Raw genomic sequence first — 15,384 nt, 5'->3', positions numbered from 1 at the left:
TTAGCAATGGCGTCGGGGTCATGCCTTGCACCGCGTCTCATTAAAACGGAAACACGCCAGCAAACCCGTCAATTAAAAAAATAACTAGCTATTTATTACTAGGGAATCCAGTATCAGTCTAGCCCTTTGCCCCAAGGATTAACTCAACGCCCAAACTGGCAAAGGTCTTTCACAACGGCTTGAGTTTCTTCAGAAAACAGTCCCATCTGTGCATCAGTCAACACACCATACTGCCTAAGAGCGGCAATCTTAAAAAAGGCGTTGCTGCGTTTCAGGTCGTCGAACATTTTGGCTATTTTTTCGTCTTCTTTTTCGATTAATTTATAAAGTTCAAGATAACTTTTATGCTGCTGCCCTGCTCTGCCAGCTGAAACTTTTTCAATGCGCTGGAAAATTTGTTCACAGGCGACGTTAAGTAATTCGTCTTTTAAATCTCTGATCCTTTTCCAGTCTCGTTCGGGTATGGTGACCATTTGTAAAATCTCCCAAAAAGTGCAGGGCTTTGCTCAGAAACTAATACCAAAACCTTGTCTCTACTTCTCCACTAAGTACCAAACTAGCGCCTATGTACCTCTATTTCAATTATTTTTTCAGCGAAACCTATAAACACCTGTGATTGTTTAATGGGCGACCATCAAGGTGGTTTGGGATTAAATTTGAATTTTGACGGGCGGGTACAAGACCCGCCCTACAATAAATCCCACAAGCAGAAAATTGGTATACAAAATTGCCAGGAGCAATTTTGAACAATGCGAAGCGTTGGCCCAGAGGGTGAGCTCCATGGATGGCTGCGAATAAAAAAACCCGTCACAAGGACGGGTTTCTTAGCAGAAATTCACTAACGGTTGGATTACCAGCCAGTCAGCTCTTTCAGTGCTTTACCGATATCGGCTAAGCTTTTCACGGTTTTCACGCCTGCGTCTTCCAGTGCAGCGAACTTCTCGTCAGCTGTACCTTTACCACCAGAGATGATGGCGCCTGCGTGGCCCATGCGCTTACCAGCTGGTGCAGTTACACCGGCAATGTAAGACACAACTGGCTTAGTCACGTGTTGCTTGATATAAGCAGCAGCTTCTTCTTCAGCTGAACCACCGATTTCACCGATCATTACGATGGCTTCAGTTTGTGGATCGTCCTGGAATAATTTCAGGATGTCGATGAAGTTAGAACCTGGGATTGGGTCACCACCGATGCCTACACAAGTAGACTGGCCGAAACCGTAGTCAGTAGTTTGTTTTACTGCTTCATACGTCAGAGTGCCTGAACGTGAAACAATACCTACTTTACCTGGTAAGTGAATGTGGCCTGGCATGATACCAATTTTACATTCGCCTGGAGTGATCACGCCTGGGCAGTTAGGGCCAATTAAGCGTACGCCTAATTCGTCACAACGTACTTTAGCGTCCAGCATATCCAAAGTAGGAATGCCTTCAGTGATACAAACGATCAGCTTGATGCCACCGTTTGCAGCTTCCAGGATAGAATCTTTACAGAAAGCTGCAGGTACGTAAATTACTGATGCTTCTGCACCAGTCGCTTCTACTGCTTCTTTAACTGTATTGAATACTGGTAAACCTAAGTGAGTTTGACCGCCTTTACCTGGAGTCACACCACCAACCATTTTAGTGCCGTAAGCAATGGCTTGTTCAGAGTGGAAAGTACCCTGAGCACCAGTGAAGCCCTGACAAATTACTTTGGTATCTTTATTAATTAAAACGCTCATGGATTACCCCTTATGCCTTAGCCGCTGCAGCAGCAACTACTTGCTTGGCAGCACTGGTCAGGTCTGTGTCAGCGATAATATTCAGGCCGCTTTCAGACAGCACTTTAGCACCCAGTTCTGCATTGTTACCTTGCAGACGAACAACAACTGGTACTTTTACGCCGACTTCTTTCACTGCGCCGATCACACCTTCAGCAATCATATCGCAACGAACGATACCGCCGAAAATGTTGATGAATACCGCTTTAACAGCGTCATCAGACAGGATAATTTTGAAGGCTTCAACAACACGTTCTTTAGTCGCACCGCCGCCAACGTCCAGGAAGTTAGCTGGTTGGCCACCGTGTAATTTCACGATGTCCATAGTACCCATAGCTAAACCTGCACCGTTTACCATACAGCCGATGTCGCCACCTAAAGCTACGTAGTTCAACTCCCATGAAGCAGCATGTGCTTCACGTGGATCTTCCTGTGAAGGATCCTGCATAGCTTTTAAATCAGGGTGACGGTACAGAGCGTTGCCGTCGATCACCAGTTTGGCATCTAAGCAGTGCAGATCGCCAGCAGGAGTGATAACCAGAGGGTTCACTTCCAGCAGAGCTAAATCTTTGTCTTTAAACAGTTGAGCCAGACCCATGAAAATTTTCACGAACTGGTTCACTTGCTTGCCTTCCAGGCCTAATTTGAATGCTAATTCACGACCCTGGAATGGCTGAGCGCCTACCAGTGGATCGATTGCAGCTTTCAGAATTTTTTCCGGAGTTTCGTGGGCAACAGTTTCAATTTCCACGCCGCCTTCAGTAGACGCCATAAACACGATACGACGTGAAGAACGGTCTACTACTGCACCTAAATACAGTTCTTTAGCGATGTCAGTACAAGGTTCAACCAGGATACGACTTACAGGCTGACCTTTTTCGTCTGTCTGGTAAGTAACCAGTTGCTTACCAAGCCATTTTTCAGCAAAAGCTCTGATGTCTTCTTTGCTCTTAACCAGTTTAACGCCGCCCGCTTTACCGCGACCACCAGCGTGAACCTGAGCCTTGACAACAAACATGTCGCCGCCGATTTTATCTGCAGCTTCTACCGCTTCTTCAACAGTTGCTGCGGCGATGCCTTTCGATACAGGCAAACCATATTGGGCAAACAGTTGTTTACCCTGATACTCGTGCAAATTCATGGCTATTTTCCGTTCATTTTGACATTGAAGGCTACACCGGAGGTGCAACCTGACCTTTAGATCGGCGCGTATTATAGTGCCAATCAGTCTGATAAAAAATGCTGTTGCTATAAAACAACAGCATTTTTAGTTACTTTTTCCAGATATTAGATATCCAGCAGAATACGGGTTGGATCTTCCAGTAATTCTTTGATAGTCACCAGGAAGCCTACTGACTCTTTACCATCGATGATACGGTGGTCATATGACAGGGCTAAGTACATCATCGGCAGAATTTCCATCTTGCCGTCAACAACCATAACGCGGTCCTGGATTTTGTGCATGCCCAGAATAGCGGATTGTGGCGGGTTGATGATTGGAGTAGACATCAGAGAACCGAACACACCACCGTTAGTGATAGTGAAGTTACCGCCCGTTAAGTCGTCCATAGACAGCTTACCGTCACGGCCTTTTAAGGCTAAGTCTTTGATAGCTTTTTCGATTTCAGCCAGGTTCATTTTGTCACAGTCACGCAGAACCGGTGTTACCAGACCACGAGGTGTAGACACAGCGATGCTGACGTCGAAGTAGTTGTGGTACACGATGTCATCGCCATCAATAGCAGCGTTCACTTCTGGGAAACGTTTCAGCGCTTCTGTTACGGCTTTCACGTAGAAAGACATAAAACCTAAACGGATACCGTGACGCTTTTCAAACACGTCCTGGTACTGCTTACGCAGTTCCATAATTGGTTTCATGTTCACTTCGTTGAAGGTCGTTAACATGGCTGTAGAGTTTTTCGCTTCTAACAGACGGTTAGCGATGGTTTTACGTAAACGTGTCATAGGCACACGTTTTTGTGAACGATCACCTTGTACCTGAGCAGGAGCTGCAACAGCAGCAGCTTTAGCAGGAGCAGCTGGTGCACCGGCCAGGAATTTTTCTACGTCTTCTTTAGTGACACGGCCATTTTTACCAGAACCCTGGATTTTAGCAGCGTCTAAGCCTTTTTCAGCAATGAGGCGACGAACAGATGGAGTTAACACGTCATCTGATTCTGTTGCAGGAGCAGCAGCGGCCGGTGCAGCGTCAGCTTTAGCAGCAGGTGCGGCGGCAGGAGCTGCAGCGCCAGCGTTCATGTGACCAATCACTTGTTCAGCTAATACAGTTGCACCTTCAGCGTGAACAATTTCACCCATAACGCCATCGGCCTGAGCCACGACTTCAAGTACAACTTTATCGGTTTCAATGTCAACCAGGACTTGATCACGGCTAACGGCTTCACCTGTTTTTACATGCCAGGTGGCGATTGTTGCGTCTGCAACTGATTCTGGTAGTACCGGGACTTTAATTTCCACTTTGTCACCTTTTTTTAAAAAATTGGGTTCTGAATCGTTACTTAAACTAAAGTCAGAGCGCCTTGCGGCAGCACTGACTGAATACAAAAACGGCACAGCCAAAGTTGTGCCAAATTATTAAGCAATAGTTAAAGCTGCGTTGACTAAAGCCTGTTGCTGTTTGTTGTGCACAGACAAGTAACCTACTGCAGGTGAAGACGAAGCTTCACGGCCGGCGTACGTCAGTTTTCCAGTTGCTGGTATTGAAGACCAGAAATGGTGTTGACTGCAGTACCAGGCGCCCTGGTTTTGAGGTTCTTCCTGACACCAGACAAAATCTTTTACATGCTGATAGTCTTTCATGATGGTTGCCATCTCTTCCGCTGGGAAAGGATACAACTGTTCAATACGGACAATAGCAATGTCAGTGATATTACGTTTACGGCGTTCTTCCAACAGATCGTAGTACACTTTACCGCTACACATCACCACACGTTTCACATCAGCCGGCTTGATTGGATCAATTTCAGCGATGGCGTTCTGGAATACACCAGAAGCGATTTCTTCTAACGAAGAGGTGGCTAACGGGTGACGTAATAACGACTTAGGTGACATCACAATCAGAGGACGACGCATTGGGCGTACCATCTGACGGCGGATCATCGCATAAACCTGAGCTGGAGTGGTCGGAACCACAACCTGCATATTGTGATCAGCACAAAGTTGCAGGAAACGCTCTAAACGGGCTGAAGAGTGCTCCGGGCCCTGACCTTCGTAGCCATGAGGCAACAATAATGTCAGACCACATAAACGGCCCCACTTCTGCTCGCCTGAGCTTAAGAACTGATCAATAACAACCTGAGCGCCGTTGGCGAAGTCGCCAAACTGACCTTCCCAAATCACTAAAGCACGAGGTTCAGCTGTGGCATAACCGTATTCGAACGCTAATACCGCTTCTTCAGACAAGGCTGAGTCGTACACCTGGAATGGACCTTGTGAGTCGCTGATATGTTCCAGTGGTGTGTAGGTGCTTGCATCGTTTTGATTGTGCAGTACGGCATGGCGATGGAAGAAAGTACCGCGGCCTGAATCCTGACCAACGATACGGATACGACTACCGGCTTCAACAATAGAAGCGTACGCCAGAATTTCAGCGAAACCCCAGTCGATCTTTTTCTCGCCTTTAAGCATTAAAGCGCGGTCTTCATACACTTTGCCAACCTGACGCTGCAAAGTATGAGACTCCGGCACAGAAATCGCTTTTTCACCTAAAGTGACTAAAGCAGGCACTGTCATGCTGGCATCGTAAGCTGTAGTCCAGTCGTGGCCAATGTATGGAGTCCAGTCGACTGACACTTCAGTCATAGGACGCCATTCTTCAACCACGCAGTCACCTTTATCTAAGGCGTCACGGTAACCGTCGATCATCTGCTGTACTTGTTCAGCATTCACCACGCCTTCAGTAATCAGCTTCTGAGCGTATAACTCACGTGGAGTTGGGTGTTTTTTGATTTTCTGGTACATCAGCGGCTGAGTTGCGTTTGGCTCGTCCGCTTCGTTGTGACCATTACGACGGTAACAAACCAAGTCGATCACCACATCACGTTTGAAGGTGTTGCGGTAGTCTACAGCCAGCTGAGCAACAAAAATCACGGCTTCAGGGTCATCACCATTCACATGGAAAATTGGTGCCTGAACCATCTTGGCGATGTCAGTACAGTATGGCGTAGAACGCGTGTCTTCCGGGTTAGATGTGGTGAAACCGACCTGGTTGTTAATAACCAGACGGATAGAACCACCCACTTTGAAAGCACGGGTTTGAGAGATATTAAAGGTTTCAGCAACCACGCCCTGACCAGCAAAAGCTGAGTCACCGTGAATGGTGATAGGCAGAGCTAAAGTACCGTCAGTGCTACCGCGGCGGTCTAAACGGGCACGTACAGAGCCCATCACCACAGGGTTAACAATTTCTAAGTGTGACGGGTTAAAGGCTAACGCCAGGTGAACATTGCCACCTTTGGTTTCGAAGTCTGATGAGAAACCCATATGGTATTTCACATCGCCCGCGCCAACCACTTCGTATTTACCGGCAAATTCGTCAAACAGCTTGCCCGGGTTTTTACCCAGCACGTTGATCAGCGTATTTAAACGACCACGGTGCGCCATACCGATAATACAGTCTTTTGCGCCCTGCTCGCCTGCACGATGGATCATGGCTTTAAGCATTGGCACCATGGCATCACCGCCTTCTAAACCAAAGCGCTTGGCGCCCGGGAATTTAGAAGCGAGGTATTTTTCCAGACCGTCTGCAGCCACTAAGCCTTGTAACAGTTTGGTTTTTTCTTCTTTTCCGAACGCACGTGAAGCCTGTTGGCTTTCTAAACGTTGTTGGATCCAACGTTTTTCGTCCGTCGAAACAATGTGCATATACTCAGCACCGATAGAACCACAATAAGTGGACTCCAACGCTTTGTATAAGTCGCCTAACTTCATACTGGTTTCGCCACCAGCAAAAGAGCCGACATTAAATTCGGTATCAAAATCTGCCTGAGTCAGGTCGTGAAAGGACAACTCCAGATCACGTACACGAGGCTGCTTCCACAGGTTCAGCGGGTCAAGATTAGCTTGCTGATGACCACGGAAACGGAAGGCATTGATTAATTGCAGAACTTTCACCTGGCGCTGATCTGAACCACCTGCATTCACCGTAATAACTTCACGATGTTTGTTTTTGGCGAGTTCAGCGAATTGCTGGCGAATGTCGCTGTGACGGGATTCGAGTTCTACGCCGTCAATTTTTGGCAGACTGGCAAAAAATTCACGCCACTCATCACTGACGCTGGTCGATTCAGCTAAGTAGGATTCATAGAGTTCGTCTACATAGGCCATGTTGCCACCGCCTAAATGAGAAGACTCTAACCACGCCTTCATTACACCTTCGTGCATTTAGTTTCCCTTATTCGAAGCACCTGGAAAAAATTAGCAAAAAGCGCCCCAGGTTTTGGGCGCGCTTCATTTTATACCAATCAGACTAATTAAGCTCTGACAAAGGGCGCTTAAAGCGCCCGGTTTAACAGCATAGATTTGATCTGACCTATAGCTTTGGTCGGGTTCAAACCTTTTGGACATACGTTGACACAGTTCATGATGCCATGGCAGCGGAACACGCTGAATGCATCATCTAAATCGTTTAAACGCTGTTCAGTGGCAGTATCACGGCTGTCTGCTAAGAAGCGGTAAGCGTGTAATAAACCAGCTGGTCCGATAAATTTATCCGGGTTCCACCAGAATGAAGGGCAAGACGTTGAACAACATGCACATAAAATACATTCGTACAGGCCGTCTAACTTTTCACGTTCTTCAGGAGATTGCAGGTATTCGCCTGCAGGTGGTAACTCGTCATTGATCAGGTAAGGCTTCACCTTTTCGTACTGAGTGTAGAACTGAGTCATATCAACAACTAAGTCACGCACTACAGGCAAACCTGGTAATGGACGGATCACCAGTTTGCCACCTTTCCCCTTGCCAAGAGCTGACAATGGAGTAATACAGGCTAAACCGTTTTTACCGTTCATATTCACACCGTCTGAACCACAGACACCTTCACGGCAGCTGCGACGGAATGATAAGGTTGGGTCTTGTTCTTTTAATTTCAACAGTGCGTCTAACACCATCATGTCACGACCCTCTGGATTATCCAGAGTATAGTCCTGCATACGTGGCGCTTTATCAACGTCAGGGTTGTAACGATAGACAGAGAATACTAACTTCTTCATTCTGCAGCCCTCTTAGTACGTACGTGCTTTAGGCGGGAAAGCTTCACGGAACTTAGGTTCCATATTCACTTTACGCTTAAACATTGATTCAGTATCAGGCGTGTAGACGCTGTGGCATAACCAGTTTTCGTCATCACGGTCCGGGAAGTCAAAACGAGCGTGGGCACCACGGCTTTCTGTTCTGTAGTTGGCAGCAACTGCAGTAGAGAATGCGGTTTCCATCAGGTTGTCCAGTTCTAAACATTCAATACGCATGGTATTGAAGTCTGAGCTCTTGTCATCCAGACGTGCATATTTCAGACGTTCACGGATTTCTTTTAACTCAGCTAAACCTTCAGCCATAGCAGCACCTTCACGGAATACCGAGAAGTTCAGTTGCATACATTGCTGTAAGTCTTTTTTGATTTGAACCGGATCTTCACCCTGACCTGGCTTGCTGTCTTCCCAACGTTGAGTACGGGCTAAAGCAGCTTGCAGATCGGAATCAGAGGCAGCACGGTATTCAGAGGTTGCAGCCAGTGCTTCACCCAGGTGTAAACCTGTAGCGCGACCAAATACAACTAAGTCTAACAAGGAGTTACCACCTAAGCGGTTTGCACCATGTACAGACACACAAGCGATTTCACCACAAGCAAATAAACCTGGAACTATCACTTCAGAACCATCGGCTTTCGGATGAATCACCTGGCCATGAACGTTCGTTGGAATACCACCCATCATATAGTGACAAGTTGGGATTACAGGAATTGGCTCTTTCACAGGGTCAACGTGAGCAAATGTCTTCGACAGTTCACACACACCTGGTAAACGGCTTTCTAAAACTTCGGCACCTAAGTGGTCCAGTTTCAGTTTGATGTGTGGGCCCCAAGGACCATCACAACCACGGCCTTCACGGATTTCAGTCATCATAGAACGAGCTACAACGTCACGACCCGCTAAGTCTTTGGCGTTTGGAGCATAACGCTCCATGAAACGCTCGCCGTCTTTATTTAATAAGTAACCACCTTCACCACGACAACCTTCAGTCACCAGCGTACCGGCACCTGCAATACCTGTCGGGTGGAATTGCCACATTTCCATATCCTGCAGCGGCACACCGGCACGTAAGGCCATACCTACACCGTCACCAGTGTTGATGTGCGCGTTTGTGGTAGAGGCGAAGATGCGGCCTGCACCACCAGTAGCTAACACTACTGCACGGGATTTGAAGTAAACAATTTCACCGGTTTCGATTTCAATGGCAGTACAACCTACCACTGCGCCGTCCTGGTTTTTCACCAGATCCAGTGCATACCACTCAGAAAATACCTGAGTTTTGTTTTTTACGTTTTGTTGGTACAGCAGGTGCAATAAGGCATGACCAGTACGGTCTGCAGCAGCTGCGGTACGTGCGGCCTGTTCGCCACCAAAGTTCTTAGACTGACCACCAAAAGGACGCTGATAAACACGGCCGTTCTCAAAACGAGAGAAAGGTAAACCCATGTTTTCCAGTTCAGTAATGGCTTCAGGGCCAGTTTTACACATGTATTCGATAGCGTCCTGGTCACCGATATAATCAGAACCTTTGACGGTATCAAACATGTGCCATTCCCAGTTGTCCGGGTGAGAGTTACCTAACGCAACAGTGATACCACCTTGCGCAGATACAGTGTGAGAACGGGTTGGGAATACTTTGGATAACAAAGCACAGGTTAAACCTGATTCAGTAATTTGCAGAGCGGCGCGCATACCTGCACCACCTGCGCCTATTACTACGGCATCAAATTCGCGTACTGGAATATTCACTTAAACACCCCACAGAACAAAGAGACCAACAGCCACATAGCCAAAAGCTAAGGTGTATAACAGGAACTGTAAAACGCCACGCAAAGCTGCGTTTTTGACGTAGTCAGTTAATACCTGCCACAGACCAATTTTGGTGTGAACTGCGATACAAGCTAAGGTTAATAAAGTGAAGGCTTTCATCAGCAGACTGGAAAACAGTGCTTTCCAGACATCGTAGGTTACCTCAGGAGTAACCAGGAAAAATCCCAGAATAAACAGAGTGTACAGCGTCAGAATAACTGCTGTTGCACGTAACGAGACGTAGTCCTGGACACCGTCGCGCTTTAAACTGGCTTGATTCAGAACCATAACCAAACTCCTGCTAAAACAGCTAATACAATCCACAGTACGATAGTGACGACTGCGCTGGTGTTACCGGACTTAAGTTCTTCCCAGTGGCCCATGTCCATAATCAAGTGACGGATGCCACCAATCATGTGATACAGCAAAACTGTGATAGTACCCCAGGCGATAAACTTGGCGATGAAGGATTGTAATACCAGTCTGACTTGCTCGAAGCCTTCCGGAGAAGACAAAGAGACTGCCCAAGCCCAGATCACAAACACCAGAGCGAAAAACATGGCGACGCCAGTTACGCGGTGCAGGATCGACGCTAACGCAGGAGCAGGAAAAGATATTGTTGTAAGGTCTAGATTTACAGGTCTTTGCTTTTTCACAGTTTCTTGCCCATCGACGCTCTTTATAGAGCTTTGTTGTCATTATTTGTTGCTGAATAATCAGTCAACGCCCAATGGATATACAGGCTACAGCTAAGTGTGGTTCAGCCTATTTTTTTATCTATCAAACGCTGAACAGGTTTAAAACCCGCGACAGTATATAATTCACCACTTCGGATTACAATTTATGTTTGATTTGGTTATCGAATTTCTGCGTACTCTACCCTACAGCATTCCTCTTTGATGACAATACGACCAGAGTCGAATACTTATTATCCAATCGCGCATTAAAATTGACTTTTAGGCAGCACTTGACGTTAGAATAGGTGCGATGAAGGTTTAACCCAATTAAAACAACAGGAGAAATCCAATGGCAGATAAAAAAGCTGTCGTGCAGATCGAAGGACAGGCACCATTTGAACTTCCTATCTATTCTGGCACTGCAGGCACTGATGTTATTGATGTTCGTGCTTTAGGTCAGCAAGGATACTTCACCTTCGATCCGGGCTTTATGGCCACGGGTTCATGCGAATCAAAAATCACCTATATCGATGGTGATAATGGCGTGTTGTTACACCGGGGTTACCCAATTGAGCAATTAGCGGAATATTCAGATTATCTGGAAACCTGCTACCTGTTATTGGAAGGCGAGCTACCAAATAAAGCTCAATACGACGAATTTGTGCATACCATCACGCGCCACACTATGGTGCATGAGAAAATTGCCTCATTTTTCCAGGGCTTCCGTGTTGACGCTCACCCTATGGCCATGCTGTGTGGTGTGGTTGGCGCTCTGTCTTCTTTCTACCACTCAGACCTGGACATTAACGACCCGGAGCAGCGTAAACGCAGCGCTCACCGCTTAATTGCCAAGTTACCAACTATCTCTGCCATGGCGTATAAATACACTGTAGGTCAGCCTTTTGTGTATCCACGCAATGACTTAACATATGCAGAAAACTTCCTGCATATGATGTTCTCTGTGCCAGCTGAAGATTACCAAGTCAGTCCAATTGTTGCTAAAGCAATGGACCGTATTTTTATGCTGCACGCAGACCATGAGCAAAACGCTTCAACGTCCACAGTACGTTTAGCCGGTTCTTCAGGCGCTAACCCTTACGCTTGTATCGCTGCAGGCGTTGCATCTCTGTGGGGCCCTGCACATGGCGGCGCCAACGAAGCTTGCTTAAAAATGTTACAGGAAATCGGCTCAGTAGATCGTATTCCTGAGTTCGTGGCTCGCGCTAAAGACAAAAACGACAGTTTCCGTTTGATGGGCTTTGGTCACCGTGTTTACAAAAACTTTGACCCTCGTGCCAAAGTGATGCGTGAAACCTGTCACGACGTATTAAAAGAGCTGAACATCAAGGATCCTCTGCTGGACGTAGCTATGGAACTGGAGCGTATTGCGCTGTCAGACCCGTACTTCATCGAGAAGAAATTGTATCCAAACGTTGATTTCTACTCAGGCATCATTTTAAAAGCCATTGGTATTCCAACCAGCATGTTTACTGTGATTTTCGCTATGTCACGTACTGTCGGCTGGATATCTCACTGGGATGAAATGCTGTCAGACAAAGGCCACAAAATTGGTCGTCCGCGTCAACTCTATACTGGCTATACGAAGCGCGACTTCAAAAAAGCCTAACCTGCTAATGAGGCCGGATGTTATGATCCGGCCTCATATGTTTTTGCTTTAGGTTGGCAACCTTGAACTTCAGTCTCCCCTCTTTACGTCAGCAATTCCCGTTTTTTGACGCTCATCCGGATTGGATTTATCTGGATAATGCAGCCACTTTGCATAAGCCCCAAGCCGTGCTTGATGCAATGAATACGTTTTACAGCCAACAAAACAGCAATGTTCACCGCTCAGCCCATGGCTTAAGCCAACAAGCCACAGCTGCTTTTGAAGCGGCCAGAACCACTGTCGCACAATTTTTAAATGCCCGTTTTTCGCATGAAATCATCTGGACCAACGGCACCACAGCAGGTTTTAATCAGCTGGTATTTGGCCTAATGGGTCCTGTGTTGCAGACCGGCGATAGGGTATTAATTTCAACTATGGAACATCACGCAAATATAGTGCCCTGGCATATTCATACCATGCCTTTTGGCGTGGAGCTGGATGTGGTGCCTTTAACAGCTGAACATCGCTTTGATCTCGCCGCCTTTACCAAATTATTAAAGCTCAAGCCAAAAGTGGTTAGTATCAGCCATGTATCCAACGCATTGGGTCATATTCAGCCAATAGCGGACATAGTGCGTTTGGCCAAGGCTGCAGGCGCTATAGTCGTACTGGACGGTGCTCAGGGCATCGTTTGGGAGAAGGTCGACGTGCAGGCTCTGGATGTAGATTTTTATCTGTTCTCTGGTCACAAGCTGTATGGCCCAACGGGCATTGGCGTCTTGTATGGCAAAACAGAGTATTTGGAGCTGCTGCGCCCGCTGTTGGGCGGTGGTGAAATGATTAAAACCGTCAGCTTTTCGGCTAGCAGCTGGAATGATTTACCTTACAGATTAGAGGCTGGCACACCCAATATGGCGGGTGCTATTGGCCTTGCTGCCGCTATTTTATGGCTACAACAGCAGGATTTGAAGGCTTGGCAACAGCATAAGACTGCTCTTGTGCAGCGATTTTATGACGGTTGTCGGCAAATTCCGGCTTTAGAGCTGCTATCTGGTCCGACAACTAACGCAGGAATTGTGGCACTCAACCTGAAAAATGAGCACCCTGCCGACCTGGCAACCTTGCTCGACCAACAAAACATCGCAGTTCGGGCCGGAACTCACTGTGCTATGCCGCTGTTTCAGGCACTCAATAGCAAAGGTTCAGTGCGTTTTTCCTTTGCCTGTTACAACAGTTTCGACGAAATTGATTACACTTTAGCCGCTTTAGCTACAGCAGTGGAGTTACTTGCTGAATGATCCGACCAGATATCTTTACAGAAACCGCTACTGCGCTAAAAAATATTTACGATACACAACTGCCACAGTTGCGTCAGCTGAAAGATTGGCAAAGTAAATACAGAATTTTAATGACGCTGGGCAAAGAATTACCCGCTTTTGACAGCGATTGGCACAGAGATGAATTTTTAGTTCAGGGTTGTGAAAGCAAAGCCTGGCTGCTGCATTATCAGGACCCTGTTACAGCGCAACATTTCTGGGCTTTTGACAGTGATGCCCGTATTGTAAAGGGGCTTATAATTTTGATTTTAGTGCAGCTGAATAGTCTGACTGCGGAACAGCTGGCAAAGGCGACACCAGAATTATTATTGACTGAATTACAGCTGCAGCAAAATATCAGCCAGTCCCGCAGTAATGGTTTGCTGGCTGTATTGAATCGGGTCAGAGCTTCGGCTCTGACCCACAAGTAAATTTACGCTTCAGACTTTATTAGCTTTTTCGGCAAGCTTTTTCAGCACTCTTGAGACAGCAACAAAAGCAAAAGATCCTGTCACTACGGTGACAGCACCAAAACCACCGCTGCAATCTAAACGCATAGGGCCTTCCAGTTCAGGTTTGGTCTGACAGACTGTGCCATCACCTTTTGGATACACCAACTGCTCAGTTGAATACACAGCATCTATGCCAAAACGTCTTTTGGTATTGCGGCTGTAATTGTAGTCACGACGCAGGGTGTTACGAACCTTAGATAACAAAGGGTCATACACAGTCTGGCTTAAGTCAGCCAACTGAATTTGGGTCGGATCTACCTGCCCGCCGGCACCACCTACTGTGACTATCGCAATTTTATTGCGTTTGCAGTGCGCAATCAGCGCCACTTTGGCTTTGATAGAGTCGATGCAATCCACCACGTAATCAAAGTCTGTACTCATTAGCTCAAATAAATTATCGTGCGTGACAAAATCTTCGACCTGATGCACTTTGCACTCTGGGTTAATGGCTTTAATACGTTCAGCCATCACAGCCACTTTGTCCTGACCTATGCTGCCCGATAACGCATGCAGCTGCCTGTTGGTGTTGCTGATACAAATATCGTCCAGGTCTATCAGGGTTATTTCGCCTATGCCGGAGCGCGCTAAAGCTTCAGCCGCCCAGCTGCCGACACCACCAATACCAACCACACAGACATGGGCCTTCTGAAACGCATCCAGCGCTTTGGTGCCATACAAACGGCCTATGCCGGCAAAACGTAATAAATAATCAGACACTTAGGTTACTCAACTCTTAAACTTGTTGGTTTTTGATAGGAAGGCCACTCCAGCAAAGCAGGTTCTGCCCAATTCTGATTGAGATGCTGTTGCAACGGCTCAGCCAAAAACTCCTCACCATCAGAGGGCGGCAACACCAGCTCAATATCGGCATCACGCCAGCTAAAATACAATGCATAAGCGTGCAGGTAGAGACGATCTGCTGCTGTACCCTGATACAACTCATCACCTAAAATAGCTGCACTGACACTTTTTAACGCCACCCGCACCTGATGGGTTTTACCGGTAAAAGGTTTCACCAGAAAAGCTCTACGCCCTTCCACATCGTAAAACGCCGATACAAAATAACTGACAGCAGGATTGGTTAAGGTACCGGTCAGCTTCCAGGCCGAGCGGCGCGCCTGCACCATATCGCCTTTGACCCAGCCTTGTTTTTTCTTCGGTTTTTGATCGGTCAGCGCCAGATAAAACTTTTGGATCTGCTGGTTTTGAAACAATTCAGATAACTTCGCCGCTGCTTCGCTGCTTTTTGCCAGCAGCAATAAACCGGATGTGCCTTTATCCAGGCGATGCACGGCATAAAGCTTCAGCCCAAACTGGGCTTCAGCCAAAGCCACCACACCAGGTTCAAACTCAGAATGAAAACTCAAGCCGGACGGTTTATCCAGCACCAGAAAATCAGCATGCTCAAACACCAGCTTCAAAACCGTAGTCAT

General features: G+C 47.0%; 14 protein-coding genes. 3 read left to right on the top strand and 11 right to left on the bottom strand.

Features of this window, described 5'->3' with window-relative positions; translation table 11 throughout:
• Positions 1 to 143 precede the first annotated feature (143 nt).
• From OM978_RS09320 to sdhC, 9 genes are all read right to left on the bottom strand, one after another.
• A complete protein-coding gene (locus OM978_RS09320; protein WP_264346609.1) occupies positions 144 to 473 on the bottom strand; it encodes a hypothetical protein in 330 nt (109 codons plus the stop codon).
• Positions 474 to 850: 377 nt separating this feature from the next.
• Positions 851 to 1,723 carry a succinate--CoA ligase subunit alpha gene (gene sucD / locus OM978_RS09315; RefSeq protein ID WP_008899439.1) on the bottom strand — a complete coding sequence of 291 codons (873 nt, stop codon included), beginning with the start codon at positions 1,721 to 1,723 and terminating at the stop codon, positions 851 to 853.
• Between the two features lie 10 nt (positions 1,724 to 1,733).
• Positions 1,734 to 2,903 carry an ADP-forming succinate--CoA ligase subunit beta gene (gene sucC, locus OM978_RS09310; RefSeq protein WP_233006945.1) on the bottom strand — a complete coding sequence of 390 codons (1,170 nt, stop codon included), beginning with the start codon at positions 2,901 to 2,903 and terminating at the stop codon, positions 1,734 to 1,736.
• Between the two features lie 146 nt (positions 2,904 to 3,049).
• Positions 3,050 to 4,240, bottom strand: coding sequence for a 2-oxoglutarate dehydrogenase complex dihydrolipoyllysine-residue succinyltransferase (gene odhB / locus OM978_RS09305; RefSeq protein WP_264346606.1), 1,191 nt, complete (start codon positions 4,238 to 4,240; stop codon positions 3,050 to 3,052).
• Positions 4,241 to 4,357: 117 nt separating this feature from the next.
• Positions 4,358 to 7,165 (bottom strand): 2-oxoglutarate dehydrogenase E1 component, encoded by a 2,808-nt coding sequence (locus OM978_RS09300; RefSeq protein ID WP_264346604.1) that lies wholly within the window; start codon positions 7,163 to 7,165, stop codon positions 4,358 to 4,360.
• Positions 7,166 to 7,275: 110 nt separating this feature from the next.
• Positions 7,276 to 7,995 (bottom strand): succinate dehydrogenase iron-sulfur subunit, encoded by a 720-nt coding sequence (locus OM978_RS09295; protein WP_233006942.1) that lies wholly within the window; start codon positions 7,993 to 7,995, stop codon positions 7,276 to 7,278.
• A 12-nt stretch (positions 7,996 to 8,007) separates the two neighbouring features.
• Complete coding sequence (sdhA, locus tag OM978_RS09290) at positions 8,008 to 9,780, bottom strand: succinate dehydrogenase flavoprotein subunit (RefSeq protein WP_264346601.1); 1,773 nt, start codon at positions 9,778 to 9,780, stop codon at positions 8,008 to 8,010.
• Positions 9,781 to 10,128, bottom strand: a complete 348-nt coding sequence (sdhD, locus tag OM978_RS09285; RefSeq protein ID WP_233006940.1) for a succinate dehydrogenase, hydrophobic membrane anchor protein — start codon at positions 10,126 to 10,128, stop codon at positions 9,781 to 9,783.
• Positions 10,119 to 10,496: a succinate dehydrogenase, cytochrome b556 subunit gene (gene sdhC / locus OM978_RS09280; protein WP_127022189.1), complete on the bottom strand. Its 378-nt coding sequence runs from the start codon at positions 10,494 to 10,496 to the stop codon at positions 10,119 to 10,121. Before sdhC ends, sdhD begins: the two co-directional genes overlap by 10 nt.
• A 370-nt stretch (positions 10,497 to 10,866) precedes the next feature.
• On the opposite strand from sdhC, the gene OM978_RS09275 reads away from it, so the two are divergent.
• From OM978_RS09275 to OM978_RS09265, 3 genes are all read left to right on the top strand, one after another.
• Entirely contained in the window at positions 10,867 to 12,144 is a 1,278-nt protein-coding gene (locus OM978_RS09275; protein ID WP_264346599.1) for a citrate synthase, read from the top strand.
• 62 nt (positions 12,145 to 12,206) lie between these two features.
• Positions 12,207 to 13,421: an aminotransferase class V-fold PLP-dependent enzyme gene (locus tag OM978_RS09270; protein WP_264346598.1), complete on the top strand. Its 1,215-nt coding sequence runs from the start codon at positions 12,207 to 12,209 to the stop codon at positions 13,419 to 13,421.
• The gene (locus tag OM978_RS09265) at positions 13,418 to 13,870 is read left to right on the top strand and encodes a SufE family protein (protein WP_264346596.1); all 453 of its coding nucleotides are present in this window, start codon (positions 13,418 to 13,420) and stop codon (positions 13,868 to 13,870) included. The genes OM978_RS09270 and OM978_RS09265 overlap by 4 nt, the downstream gene beginning before the upstream one ends.
• 9 nt (positions 13,871 to 13,879) lie before the next feature.
• On the opposite strand, the gene tcdA is transcribed toward OM978_RS09265, so the two are convergent.
• Both tcdA and OM978_RS09255 read right to left on the bottom strand, forming a co-directional pair.
• Entirely contained in the window at positions 13,880 to 14,668 is a 789-nt protein-coding gene (gene tcdA / locus OM978_RS09260; protein WP_264346594.1) for a tRNA cyclic N6-threonylcarbamoyladenosine(37) synthase TcdA, read from the bottom strand.
• Positions 14,669 to 14,673: 5 nt separating this feature from the next.
• Complete coding sequence (locus tag OM978_RS09255; protein ID WP_264346592.1) at positions 14,674 to 15,384, bottom strand: TIGR01621 family pseudouridine synthase; 711 nt, start codon at positions 15,382 to 15,384, stop codon at positions 14,674 to 14,676.

Origin of the sequence: Rheinheimera sp. MM224 (assembly GCF_947090785.1) — a bacterium.
Taxonomy (GTDB): domain Bacteria; phylum Pseudomonadota; class Gammaproteobacteria; order Enterobacterales; family Alteromonadaceae; genus Pararheinheimera.
Note: the sequence above shows the minus strand (reverse complement) of the source record. Positions and strands in the feature narration are given on the sequence as shown.

Coding starts and splice junctions, on each gene's coding strand:
- OM978_RS09320 (WP_264346609.1), bottom strand. CDS start 473: ATGGTCACCATACCCGAACGAGACTGGAAAAGGATCAGAGATTTAAAA.
- sucD (WP_008899439.1), bottom strand. CDS start 1,723: ATGAGCGTTTTAATTAATAAAGATACCAAAGTAATTTGTCAGGGCTTC.
- sucC (WP_233006945.1), bottom strand. CDS start 2,903: ATGAATTTGCACGAGTATCAGGGTAAACAACTGTTTGCCCAATATGGT.
- OM978_RS09300 (WP_264346604.1), bottom strand. CDS start 7,165: ATGCACGAAGGTGTAATGAAGGCGTGGTTAGAGTCTTCTCATTTAGGC.
- OM978_RS09295 (WP_233006942.1), bottom strand. CDS start 7,995: ATGAAGAAGTTAGTATTCTCTGTCTATCGTTACAACCCTGACGTTGAT.
- sdhD (WP_233006940.1), bottom strand. CDS start 10,128: ATGGTTCTGAATCAAGCCAGTTTAAAGCGCGACGGTGTCCAGGACTAC.
- OM978_RS09275 (WP_264346599.1), top strand. CDS start 10,867: ATGGCAGATAAAAAAGCTGTCGTGCAGATCGAAGGACAGGCACCATTT.
- OM978_RS09265 (WP_264346596.1), top strand. CDS start 13,418: ATGATCCGACCAGATATCTTTACAGAAACCGCTACTGCGCTAAAAAAT.
- OM978_RS09255 (WP_264346592.1), bottom strand. CDS start 15,384: ATGACTACGGTTTTGAAGCTGGTGTTTGAGCATGCTGATTTTCTGGTG.